The organism is Bradyrhizobium sp. JHI2711 (genome assembly GCF_056156565.1).
Map to the genome: position 1 here is coordinate 389,190 of NZ_JBPZPT010000004.1, position 12,527 is coordinate 401,716.

Here is a 12,527-nt window from a genome sequence, read left to right on the forward strand (position 1 = left end):
TTATGACCGAGCGTTCTGCGACATCGAACTACTCGCGGCGCGATGCCCTGCGCATGGTGGCAATTGGCGGAGCCGCCGGCATCTTCGCGCCCAATCTCTTGGGCAAGCCGGCCCTCGCGCGCACCTCTCCGGCAAAGCCAACCGGCCGCGTGATCGTCGGACTTGGGCAGGAGCCGACCGTCTTCAATCCGCTGATGGCCCACATTGAAGTCGACGATGGTGTGCATTTCTCGGTCTTCGACGCACTCTTCCGCATCGATCCTCAAGGCGTCATTCAGCCCAACCTTGCATTGGAAGTGCCAAGCCAGAAGAACGGCGGCATTTCGGAAGACGGTCTCAAATGGCGCATTCGTTTGCGTGACGATGTCCGTTGGCACGACGGCAAGCCTTTCAGCGCCGAGGACGTGAAGTTCACGCTCGAGCTGATCACGAACCCCAACTTCCGGAGTTGGCGCACGTCCGGCCATTCTCTCGTGCGGGACATCACGGTGGTCTCACCCACGGAGATCTCGTGGCGAATGGAAGAGGCCTTTGCGCCGTATTTGTCGTTCCTGACCGAAACCTTCATCGTGCCCAAGCACATCCTGGAAAAAGAGGCCAATCCGAACAATGCCGCCTTCAACCAGGCGCCGGTCGGCACCGGCGCGTTCAAGTGGGGCAAGCGGGTCGCCGGTGACCATCTCGAACTCGTGGCCAACACCGAATACTTCGGTGAAGGCCCTCATATCGAGCGGCTGGTCTTCAAGTACATTCCCGATCTCACCGTCCTCTACACCCAGTTCAAGAGCGGCGACATCGATCTCGTCGGTCAGCCCTACATCACTCCCGATCATTATGGTGAAGCCAAGAAGCTGCCGAACCGCGTGGTGACGCTGGTCCCAAGGGCCTCGTTCGAGTCCTTCTACCTGAACCTCGAGCGCCCGCAGTTCAAGGAGCATGCGGTCCGCGAGGCGCTTTATGCGGCGATCGACAAGGAGGCGATCATCCAGGGACTCTACTACGGCGTGCCGACGCCGACGGAGACGTTCATGCCGCGGCAGTCCTTCTACTTCAATGCCGGCCTGCCGCTGCACCAGTTCAATCTGAATCGCGCGCGCAAGATTCTCGACGAGGCGGGCTGGGCTCCGGGAGCAGGCGGCATTCGGACCAAGAACGGTGTTCGCCTGTCGTTCACCAATTCGACCACCTCCGGAGATCCGCTCCGCGAGCAGGTGCAGCAATTCCTGCAGCAGACGTTTGCTCAGCTGGGCGTGGAGATGAAGATATCGAACCTGCCCGCCGCCGTGATGTGGGGCGAGTTCTGGATGCAATCGCAATTCGATTCCGTGATCGTCGGCAGCTCGTACCTGATCGGTGCCGATCCGGACGTCACCAATCGCCTTCACTCGCGTTCGATCGGAGCCAAGGGTGGTCGCGGCTCGAACAATGCGCAGTATGCGAATCCGGAGGTCGACGCTCTGCTCGACAAGGGCGCGCGGACCTTCGATCCTGAAGCCCGGCGCGCGATCTACTCTCGCGTCCAGGAACTTGTTCGTCGCGACCTGCCGTTCCTTCCGTTGTACCAGAGCAATGCGGTCGAAGGACTCAAGAAGGGCATCAACGGCTTCGTGCCGAACGGCAATACGCGCACGGAATCCTGGAATGCGCTGGCCTGGTACTGGGCGAGCTGATGTCCTGGCCGCCCTGCAAGGAGCGGCCGGTGGTCCTGTCACGCTAATGGAGGGCTCGCATGTCCGGCTTCCTGCTCAACCGTCTCTCGCAGAGCATCGTGCTGCTGGTGATCGTCTCGATCATCGGCTTCACGGTTCTCAACCTCATGCCTGGCGGCCCTCTCGCGCAATTCGGGCTCGATCCCGGCATGACCGAGAAGGACGTCGAGCGCCTCGCAGCCCAGCTTGGGCTGAACCGGCCCCTGTGGCTTCAGTATCTCGACTGGGCCTCGCGGCTGATCCGGGGCGACTGGGGACACTCCTTCCGCGATGGCTCGGCGGTGCTGTCGGTGATTGGCCGACATCTGTTGGCGACGCTGCTGCTGATGGGCACGTCCACCGTATTGGCCATCGCGGCCGGCACCTGGATCGGCATTCGCGGTGCTACCCACCGCTATTCCCTGTTCGACTATTGCGCGACGGTGGGTGCCATGGTGGCACTGTCGGTCCCGACCTTCTGGTTCGGCCTCATCGGCATCTACATCTTTACGCTGAAGCTCGGTTGGGTACCTGCGGGGAACATGTACACGATCGGCGACGGCTCGGTGCTGGATTATCTGCACCATCTGATCCTTCCGAGCCTGGTGCTGTCGCTGGTTCATGTCGCGATCTGGAGCCGCTACATGCGCACGGCGACGCTCGATGCGCTAAGTCAGGATTTCGTTAAGACCGCCCGCGCCAAGGGCGTGAGCGAACGACGCATCCTGCTCAAGCACGTCGTCGGCAATGCGCTGTTGCCGATGATCACCCTGGCCGGGATGCAATTGCCCAGCGTTCTGACCGGCGCACTCGTGACCGAGACTGTCTTCACCTGGCCGGGAATGGGGCGGCTGTTTCTCGACAGCCTCGGCTACAGTGACTATCCGATGGTGATGGGACTGTTGATATTCTCGGCCATCCTGGTCGTGTTGGGCAACCTGATCGCAGACATCGTCATCGCTACCGTCGACCCGCGCATTCGTCTGGGCTGAGCCCGCCGGCTCGCCCTGTTACCAGGAGGCAGCAGATATGACCACCATTGTCGTGCACGCAGCTCCTACTCGGTGGTGGCACAGCCGTGCGGTGGCGCGCTTCATGCGCCATCATCTGGCGCTTGTCGGCATCGCGATGATCACCCTGCTTGTGCTGGCGTGCGCTATCGGCCCCTATGCCTTGCCCTACGACTCCCTCCAGATCGATCTGCGTGCCCGCTTTGCGCCGCCTCTCAGCGGGCACCACTATTTCGGCACCGATCCCCTCGGACGTGACTTGGCTGCACGGCTATTGGAGGCCGGGCGTGTGTCGCTGCTGGTGGGATTCTCCGCGATGCTGCTGTCGACGCTGATCGGCACCCTGGTCGGTGTGACGGCGGGTTATCGCGGCGGTTGGGTCGGGGCAGCGCTGATGCGCGTGGTGGACGGCTTCCTTTCCTATCCCTCGATCTTCCTCGTCTTGGCGCTGGCCGCCATGCTGCGGCCGAGCCCGGTGATGATCACCGTGATCATTGCCGTCACGAGCTGGATGGAGACCGCCAGAATCGTCGAGGCCGAGGTCCGCTCGCTGCGCGAGCGCGAGTTTGTCCAGGCTGCGCGCATGGTGGGACTGAGCCGCAGGCACATCATGTTCCGCGAGGTCCTGCCCAATGCCATGGGTCCAATCATCGTCGCCGCAAGCCTCGCCGTCGCCCGTGCGATCCTTCTGGAAGCCTATATCAGCTTTCTCGGCTACGGCATCCAGCCGCCGCTGCCGAGCTGGGGCAACATGCTCAATGGCGCCCAGCAATATCTGGCGAGCGCTCCATGGCTCGCGATCATTCCCGGTGCCGCGATTACGATTGCGGTGACGAGCTTCAACTTCATCGGCGACGGTCTGCGAGATGCCCTCGACGTTCGAAACGACCACATCTGAACGAGTTCAACCGAGCCGCGGCTGAACCCATCAACCATCCCAGAAGCGAAGCCATGCACGCGCCGAGAATTGCCGAGAAAGCCACGCCCTATTGGTGGGAAGCCGCGCCGCTCAAGCCGCCGCCTCAGCAGCCGATAGCCAAGAGGCTCGACGTCTTGATCGTGGGCGCGGGCTATGCAGGGCTCTCGGCCGGTCTGGTGCTGGCACGCGAGGGCCGTTCGGTTGCGGCTTATGATGCCATGGACCCCGGTGAAGGAGCCTCGACGCGCAACGGCGGTATCACGAGCGGTTCCATTCGACCCGATTACGCGACGCTCACGCGCCGGTTCGGAGAAGAGAAGGCGCTGGCGATCGAGGCGGAAGGCTATGCGGCGCGCGCGTTCCTGTACGATTTCATCAGGACGGAGGGCCTCGCCTGCGACTTCCAGCCGGTGGGGCAGTTCAAGGGTGCCTTCGGTTATGAGCAATACGAAGCCATGGCGCGCACCGCGGAGAGGCTCGCAAGGAAGCTCGGGATCGAGGCTTACGCAGTTCCCTATGCCAAGCAGCGTCAGTACATCGGGACCGATGTCTATCGCGGCGGCACGGTTCGGATGGACATCGGCGGGCTGCATCCGGCCAAATTCCACGCCGAACTGCTGCGCGTCGCGCTCACGTCCGGATTGGCAGTCCACGCGCGCACGCCCGTGATCTCGATCGAAAAAGATGGCGCCGTCTTCCGCGTTGTCACCTCGGCCGGTCCGGTGCAGGCGCGTCAGGTGCTGGTTTGTACCAACGGTTACACCGATGGTGCCGTGCCCTTCCTGCGCCGCAGGCTGGTCCCGGTGCGCAGCCGGATCATTGCAACGGAGGAGCTCGCGCCCGACGTCATGGCGCGGCTGATGCCGAAAGGGATGATGATCACCGAGAATCGGGAGGTCGGCTTCTATTACCGGCCTTCGCCCGACGGCAGACGCATTCTGCTCGGTGGCCGCGACAGCTCTCGCGTCGGCGATCCAATCGCTCCGAAGCTGCTTCTGCGCAAGGGCTTGGTCAATCTGTTTCCGGAACTGGAGAGCGTTCGCCTCTCGCACAGCTGGTTCGGCAACGTCGCCATGAACCGCGACATGATTCCTCGCATCTTCGAGCAGGACGGCATCGTCTATGCCACCGGCTTCTGCGGTTCAGGCGTGGTCTGGGCGCCATGGGTCGGCATGCATGCGGCGCACAAGCTGATGGGACATGACGCGCAGGCGTGCACTGCCTTTGACTTCCGCCCTCCCGCCTTCATCCCGTTCTATCGCGGCAATCCCTGGTTCATGCCCGCGTTCATTCAGGGCTATCGCATGCGGGACCGCATCGCTCTGTGGCGCGCCAGCCGCTGACAGCAGATCGGTCGTTCAATCGCATCATCATTGAAATGCTGTGCCGAACTTGGCTCCAGTCCGATACGTAATGCTGTGAGGCGCAAGATAGGCTGCGGACCATGCGAGGATCACCCGGATAGCCCTCGTCTTGGCACTGGCGATCTGGCCGGCAAACCGAAAGAGACTTGCCCCATCATGACGACCGCAGCGGCCGAAGATCGCGTCCATGAAGATGTGGTCCTGCTTCCATTCGCCAGATCGCATCGGGAGGGCGCGCTAAGACTCTCGCAAGAGATGTCCTGGCCCTACCGGATCGAGGATTGGGATGTCGCGCTGCAGTTGGGCCGTGGCTTCGTCCTAGAGCGCGCCGGAGCGGTGATCGGAACGGCGGCGTGGTGGCCATATGGCGACACGCATGCTTCCGCCGGGATGATCATCGTCGCGAAGGCTGTTCAGGGCCGCGGCTACGGGGCGCGACTCATGGACGCGTTGCTGACGTCCGCGCGCCCACGAACGGTCGCGCTGAATTCGACAGCCGAAGGCATCGCCCTTTACCGACGCCGGGGCTTCGTGCCGATCGGGGTCATCCACCAGCATCAGGGAATTCCAAGCGAAACCGGCAGGTCGCCGCGCTCGGACCTCGTCAGGGCAATGGCTGCATCGGATTTCGATGCAGTCGTGCGGCTCGATCGCGAGGCCACCGGTTGGGAAAGGCAACGGATGCTGGATCGGCTCGTCCAAAACGCCGATGGCTATGTCCTGCACCGTGACGGCATAGCCCGCGGTTACGCCATCTCCCGGCTTTTCGGTCGCGGGCATGTCATTGGCCCTGTTGCGGCCGAAAGCCCGACCGATGCACGTGCGCTGATCGAGGCAGCGCTCGCACGCCTTGGTGGGCGCTTCGTCCGCATCGATACGTCTGCGGCATCGCAACTCGGGCCGTGGCTCGAAAGCATTGGCCTGCAGCATGTCAGCGACGCCACCACCATGACCCTGGGGATGCCGGCGCAATCGACCGGTCCGGCGCGCAGCTTCGCAATTGCCAACCAGTCGTTCGGCTAGGAGACATCGAAGTGCTAGGCCAGGCGATGCGCGGGACAGATATCCAGAGTGGCAAGGTCGCCGCGACGCTGGCCGCATTGGCAACTCCCGCCCTCCTGCTCGACAGGGACCGGCTGGATCACAATCTTGCCCGTCTATCCTCGCGCATGGCCGCGCGCGGTGTGGTGCTGCGGCCCCACATGAAAACCGGAAAATCCATTGACGTCGCCCGGCGCGTCTATCGGTCCGTGCCCGGGCCAATTACTGTCTCCACCCTGGCGGAGGCGGAGTATTTCGCACAGCACGGTTTCCGGGACATGACCTATGCGGTAGGTCTGGCGCCGCACACCTCCGACAGAGCGATGCGCTTGCAGAAAGCAGGCATCGACATCAAGGTGCTGTTGGACTCGCCTGAGCAGGCTGCCATGCTTGGCGCGGCCGGGCGCGCAGCCGGTGTGACACCGTCCGCCCTTGTCGAGATCGACTGCGACGGTCATCGCGGTGGGCTGACCGCGACCGATCCGAAACTCGTGGTCGTTGCGGCCGCCATGGCCGAGGCCGGCGTCAAGATCGCCGGCGTTCTCACCCATGCCGGCGAATCCTACGGCCTCAGTACGCCTGCGGCCCTTGTCGCGGCTGCGGAGAGCGAGCGCGCCGTGGCCGTCGCCGCCGCGATGACATTGCGCGCGGCCGGCCATGAATGTCGTGTCGTCAGTGTCGGTTCGACGCCGACCGCGCATTTCGCCGACGACCTGACCGGCGTCACGGAAATGCGGGCCGGCGTCTACATGTTCTTCGATCTGGTCATGCACGGCGTCGGTGTCTGTACGACCGACGACATCGCAATCTCGGTGCTCGCCACTGTGATCGGGAAGAAGCCCGAGAAGGGCTGGATTTTGGTCGATGCGGGCTGGATGGCCCTGTCGCGCGACCGCGGCACCGCGGCACAGCCGGCCGACCAGGGATACGGTCTGGTCTGCGACGTGGCGGGCAAAGTCTTTCCCGACCTGATTGTTTCCCAAGCGAGCCAGGAGCACGGGATCCTCGCCGTCAGACCCGGGTCGGCGCACGCTTTGCCCGATCTTCCGATCGGCGCGAAGGTCCGCATCCTGCCCAATCACGCCTGTGCGACGGCGTCGCAACACGAATTGTACAACGTCGTTTCCGCGGACAGCGAGGCGATCGAAGCGCGATGGCCCCGGATGCGCGGCTGGTAGGCCGTCGAAAGGATCGCTTCCAATGACCTCGCCCCTTCGACACCTGACGGAAGCCGGCTTGCTCGGAAAATTCTACATCGACGGAGAATGGCGGAAGCCGATCGGATCAGTCGCGGCCGCAGCATCCGTCGTCAATCCGGCGACGGAGCAGTCGATCGCCGAGGTTACGCTTGGCGACGACGATGATGTGGACTGCGCCATAGCAGCTGCCAGACGAGCCTTCGCCGGCTGGTCCACGACACCGCCTGCTGAAAGAGCGGCGCTGCTTGATCGGGTTCATGGTTTGCTTCTCCAGCGGCTGGAGTTGTTCGCGCAGGTCCTCACGTTCGAGATGGGAGCTGCCATCACCTATGCGCGCCGAGCCCAGGTGCCGCTGGCCGCCGAGCACATCCGTGTCGCACGCGACAACCTTGCGAACTATCCGTTCGTCACCCCACGCGGCAGCACCGCGATCATGCGAGAGGCGATTGGGGTCTGCGGTCTCATTACCCCCTGGAACTGGCCTCTCTACCAGATCACAGCCAAGGTCGGCCCGGCGCTCGCGGCTGGTTGCACGGTGGTGTTGAAGCCGAGCGAATTGTCGCCGCTGAGTGCTTTGCTTTTCGCTGAGGTGATGGACGATGCCGCTTGTCCGCCCGGCGTCTTCAACCTCGTCAATGGAACAGGCCCGATCGTCGGCGCTCGTCTCGCGTCGCATCCGCAGGTGGACATGATCTCGATCACCGGCTCGACCCGGGCTGGCGTTCTCGTCGCGCAAGCGGCTGCACCCACCGTCAAGCGCGTTGCCCAGGAGCTCGGCGGCAAGTCACCGAATATCATCTTGCCTGATGCCGATTTTGGCCGTGCCGTTCCGCTGGGCGTCGCGGCCGCCTTCCGCAACCTCGGCCAATCCTGCAGCGCGCCGACGCGCATGCTGGTGCCTCGCTCACACATGAAAGAGGTCGAGGCCTTGGCGGCAGAGGCCGCTTCAGAGCTGGTGGTCGGCGATCCCCTTGCGGAAAGCACGACCCATGGCCCGGTTGCGAACCGGCCGCAGTTCGAGCGCGTGCAGACCATGATCGGTGTCGGCCTGGAAGAAGGCGCCAAGCTCGTCATCGGCGGGCGAGGTCGGCCCGGCGATCTTCGGACTGGCTTCTATGCGCGGCCGACCATCTTCTCGAACGTCCGTCCCGACATGAGGATCGCGCAGGAGGAAATCTTCGGTCCGGTGCTGTCGATCATTCCCTACGACACCGTGGACGAGGCGATCGCGATCGCCAATGACACCGTCTACGGGCTCGGCGCCCACGTGCAGGGCACCGATATGGAGACAGTGCGAACCGTCGCGGGGCGGATCCAGTCGGGTCAAGTCCATCTCAACTATCCTGACTGGGACCCCAATGCTCCCTTTGGCGGCTACAAGCGCTCCGGCAACGGTCGCGAATACGGCATCGAGGGCATGGAGGAGTATCTTGAGACCAAGGCCGTTCTCGGATTTTACCGATGAATGCTTCTGCGCTGAACTGGGACTCGGTCCCGCTAGAGCAGCTCGTATCACTCAAGTGGTTAAAAACCCGAACATCTTGCGAAGTCCTTGATGATTTCAGCACATTCTATCGACCGCACGATGCGATGAAGGGCTGATCGGAACTTTGCTTCCGCATTCTTGGCAGCCGAGGTTCGTTGGAACATGTCGCCCCACGTCGAGCGCATTCACAGCGATGAGCGTCTTCCGGCCGAGGCCGACGTCGTCATCGTCGGCGGCGGCATCCTCGGCTCTACGGCCGCCTATTACCTGGCGAAGCGCGGCCTCTCCGTGGCGCTGCTCGAGAAGGGCCACGTCGCCTGTGAACAATCGAGCCGAAACTGGGGTTGGTGCCGCCAGCAGAACCGCGACCGGCGCGAACTGCCGCTCTCGGTGCTCTCCATGCGGCTGTGGGACGAACTCACGCGCGATGTCAATCGGGACCTTGGATTTCGTCGCTGCGGTCTCGTCTATGCGACCCATGACGAGGCTGTGCTCGCGGGTTGGGAAAAGTGGCGCGAGGTCGCCAGGGAGTACGACGTCGACACCCGCGTGCTGAGTCGGGCGGAGGTGGCCGAGCGCGTCCCCGAAGCGCGCGACAAATGGGTCGGCGGCACCTATTCGGAGCGGGATGGCAAGGCCGAACCTGCGCTCGCCGCGCCGGCTATCGCCGAAGCGGCCAGAACTCTGGGCGCCACGATCCACCAGGGATGCGCTGCGCGGAAGCTCGACCTGGCCAATGGCAAGATCGCGGGCGTGCACACGGAGAAGGGCTACATCAGAACCAGCGCGGTGCTGTGCGCCGCCGGCGCCTGGTCCTCGCGCTTCCTTCGGCCGCTCGGGATCAGTTTCCCCCAGGCGAGCATCCGGCAGACCGCGCTGCGTTCTACCCCGACAATCAACATCGGCGAGGCGGTCTCCACACCGTACTGCACGATCACGCGCCGACTGGATGGCAGCTATACGCTTGCGATCAGCGGCAAGGCGAACCTCGAAATCACGCCCCAGGCGATCCGATACAGCCGGGAGTTCATGCCGCAGTTCTTGCGTCGCCTGAAGAACGTCAGGCTCGGCGTCGGCCAATCGTTCGTTTCGGGGCCGGATTCAATGGCGGCGCTGCTGACCAACGACGATCGGATATTCGAGCAGAATCGCGTGCTGGATCCTCCGCCCTTGAAATGGCTGGTGAGCCAAGTGGTGGCGAGTGTCCGGAAAACCTTCCCCCAACTCGGCGAAATACAGATCGATAGCGCCTGGGGCGGCTTCGTCGATTGCACGCCGGACGCGGTGCCCGTGGTGTCGCAGGTGGACGGGGTGAAGGGCCTCGTCCTCGCGGCCGGCTGCTCGGGTCACGGCTTCGGTTTGGGCCCGGGGCTCGGCTATCTGGCCGCAGAGCTGGTCGTCAACGACACGCCTTGCGTCGATCCCGCACCGTTCCGGCTGTCGCGTCTGACCGACGGCTCGAGGCTGGACATAGCCGCCATCTGAAGATCGAGCCGGAAATCAGGCCCTGCAGTCCCCAAGGAGCGTTTCCTCCCCAACTTGAGCCACTCCTTCGGAGTGGCTCTTTCTTTATGCACGAGAGGATTTGGCTGATCGGGGTGCATCGGCCGAAGCCCCGCCGTTCGGAAGCATCGGCACGCCGGCTGATGGTTCAACTGGCAGACTTCCCTCCCATTGGGCAAACGATCGCGCCGGCGTTCATGATGTCCGCCGGATCAAAGGCGGTCTTGATCCGGCGCATGGCCGCGATACGCCCAGGATCGCTGTACCGGGCTAGAAGGTGCTTCTTGAAACGACCGACGCCATGCTCCGCGCTGAACGTGCCGCCGAGCGCGGCGGCCGTGTCGTAGAGTTGCAACGAAAGGCTGCTTTCGATCCGCTTGGTGAATTCCAGCCGGTCGACATCGCGAGGAACGAGCACGTTGTAGTGCAGATTGCCGTCGCCGACATGGCCGTAGACGGACAGTTCAAGGTCGGCGTCATACGATCGTACCTGCGAGCCGGCCAGATCCAGAAAGCGCTGAATGGAGGAAAGCGGTACCGAGATGTCGTGCTTCACCGATCCGTTCCGGCGCTTCTCGCCTTCGGGGATGGTCTCCCGGAGCCGCCACATCGCGGTTCGCTGCGATCCGCTCTGCGCCAGCAATGCGTCATCGACGCAGCCGGTCTCGATCGCCTCGGCCAGAACGGCTTCCATCAGTTCGTCGAGATCGAGATGGCGTGAGGAAGAGGCGAACTCGACGAGAACGGCGCCTCCGGGGCCCGCGCCGAGGGAGGGCGGGTCAGTTATTGCTTCGGTCGCGAGCGTAATCGATCGGGATGTCATGAATTCGAACGTGGTCAGAAGATACGCCGATTCGCGGCGGATCAGCGTGAGAAGCTCGGCGATTGGAGCGTCCTTCGCGAGCTTCAGCCAGGCAGTCGCGCGGCGGGTCGGCAAGGGCGCGAGACGCAACACTGCGCCCGTGACGATGCCGAGAGTCCCCTCGCTTCCGACGAAGCACTGCTTGACGTCGTAGCCGGTATTGTTCTTCCGCAACTTGCGCATGTCGGAGACCACCGTGCCGTCCGCCAGCACCGCCTCGATTCCGAGCAGCAGATCGCGCGTCATCCCGTACCTCACGACCGACAGCCCGCCGGCGTTCGTGCCGATATTGCCGCCGATCCGGCAACTGGCTTCCGCGCCGAGGCTGAGCGGCAACAGAAGGCCCGCAGCCGCCGCGGCGTCCTGGACGTTCTTCAGGATGGCGCCGGCATCCACAGAGATGCTCATGGAGACGGGATCGATTTCGCGGATCCTGTCCATCCGCTCGAGGCTCACGATAACCTGGCGTCCGGACGCGTCCGGCGTAGCGCCGCCGCAATAGCTGGTGTTGCCGCCTTGCGGAACGATTCCGATCCCGTAGTGCGCCGCCAGCCGTACGATATCGGCGACTTGCTGTGTCGTCGCCGGCTTCAGCACGGCAAACGTCGAACCCGTGAAAAGCTGACGTTGATCCATTGTGTAGGTGGCGATCCGCTCCGGGTCCTCAACGACGCCCCCGCTGTCGAGGAGGTCACGAAAAGGTCGGACGTGTACTGACTGGGACATGTCTCAGCTCCCGATTGGCGCTGAACCATCTTTGCGCGCTTGTACGGGATTGCCTGCCGTTCGGTGCTGCTTTCGAAGAAGCCAATGCTGAAATGCCGCGGTTGTCGGCAGTGCCAGGAAGGTGCTGCTTTTTTAGGTAGCCGAACCTTCCTATTGACTGCTGCCCGCAAGCGAGGGTGACCGCGGTGTCCCCTCCCAAATACTCTCGCGCCCCTTGCCCGGGACTGTTCCTCCTGAGAGATCTGGTCTCATTTGGAAGCGACTGCCAACCTATTTAAATTGCTAGAGGGGATTCCGCGACCATCTCTTGTCGCGTGTCCCCAAACCGTCAGGTGCCCTCCGCGGTTGGATATTTCGCTGTAAGTCATTGATCTCTAATGGTGGGATTTTGGCCCAGTTGGAAAAATTCTCTTGAAGAATCAACGGCCATAGCATGTCTCTTAATCAGCGGGTCCCAGGTTCGAGCCCTGGTGCGCCCACCACCTTTAAGCCCGCAAGGGCTTCTTTAAATTCTTCGATAGAGCAAAGCGCGTCTGGTGCGACGTTTTTGTTGGAGTGGACACGGCCGGTTTGCTATTCGGTGTTTCCCTAGTTTCTATATCTTCACCCATTCGATACAGCGCGCAGATCCGATGGGACAAGTCGGTCACGTGCTTGTCGTAGAATAGGAAATCGGAGCGGGCAAAACGGACGGTGTGTTCTGTCCGGCGCAGCAAGATACCGCTTGCT

Annotated in this window: 9 protein-coding genes; 8 read left to right on the forward strand and 1 reads right to left on the reverse strand. The window is 63.0% G+C overall.

What is annotated here, in order from left to right:
• Window positions 1–2: 2 nt before the first annotated feature.
• From ACTEK7_RS29275 to ACTEK7_RS29310, 8 genes are all read left to right on the forward strand, one after another.
• On the forward strand, window positions 3–1,670 hold the full coding sequence (locus ACTEK7_RS29275) for a peptide ABC transporter substrate-binding protein (protein WP_036025125.1): 1,668 nt from the start codon (window positions 3–5) through the stop codon (window positions 1,668–1,670).
• 59 nt (window positions 1,671–1,729) lie between these two features.
• Window positions 1,730–2,680 (forward strand): ABC transporter permease, encoded by a 951-nt coding sequence (locus ACTEK7_RS29280; RefSeq protein ID WP_225148552.1) that lies wholly within the window; start codon window positions 1,730–1,732, stop codon window positions 2,678–2,680.
• Window positions 2,681–2,717: 37 nt separating this feature from the next.
• Window positions 2,718–3,596: an ABC transporter permease gene (locus tag ACTEK7_RS29285; RefSeq protein ID WP_036025129.1), complete on the forward strand. Its 879-nt coding sequence runs from the start codon at window positions 2,718–2,720 to the stop codon at window positions 3,594–3,596.
• A 53-nt stretch (window positions 3,597–3,649) separates the two neighbouring features.
• Window positions 3,650–4,960: an NAD(P)/FAD-dependent oxidoreductase gene (locus ACTEK7_RS29290; protein WP_225148551.1), complete on the forward strand. Its 1,311-nt coding sequence runs from the start codon at window positions 3,650–3,652 to the stop codon at window positions 4,958–4,960.
• Between the two features lie 177 nt (window positions 4,961–5,137).
• Entirely contained in the window at window positions 5,138–6,004 is an 867-nt protein-coding gene (locus tag ACTEK7_RS29295) for a GNAT family N-acetyltransferase (RefSeq protein WP_225148550.1), read from the forward strand.
• Window positions 6,005–6,030: 26 nt separating this feature from the next.
• Window positions 6,031–7,200 (forward strand): alanine racemase, encoded by a 1,170-nt coding sequence (locus tag ACTEK7_RS29300; protein WP_225148576.1) that lies wholly within the window; start codon window positions 6,031–6,033, stop codon window positions 7,198–7,200.
• A 22-nt stretch (window positions 7,201–7,222) separates the two neighbouring features.
• Complete coding sequence (locus tag ACTEK7_RS29305; protein WP_225114736.1) at window positions 7,223–8,686, forward strand: aldehyde dehydrogenase family protein; 1,464 nt, start codon at window positions 7,223–7,225, stop codon at window positions 8,684–8,686.
• Between the two features lie 183 nt (window positions 8,687–8,869).
• Complete coding sequence (locus ACTEK7_RS29310) at window positions 8,870–10,192, forward strand: NAD(P)/FAD-dependent oxidoreductase (protein WP_036008157.1); 1,323 nt, start codon at window positions 8,870–8,872, stop codon at window positions 10,190–10,192.
• Between the two features lie 166 nt (window positions 10,193–10,358).
• Here the strand turns inward: ACTEK7_RS29310 and ACTEK7_RS29315 are convergent, their stop codons facing one another.
• Window positions 10,359–11,669 carry an FAD-binding oxidoreductase gene (locus ACTEK7_RS29315; protein WP_345944119.1) on the reverse strand — a complete coding sequence of 437 codons (1,311 nt, stop codon included), beginning with the start codon at window positions 11,667–11,669 and terminating at the stop codon, window positions 10,359–10,361.
• Between the last annotated feature and the right edge of the window lie 858 nt (window positions 11,670–12,527).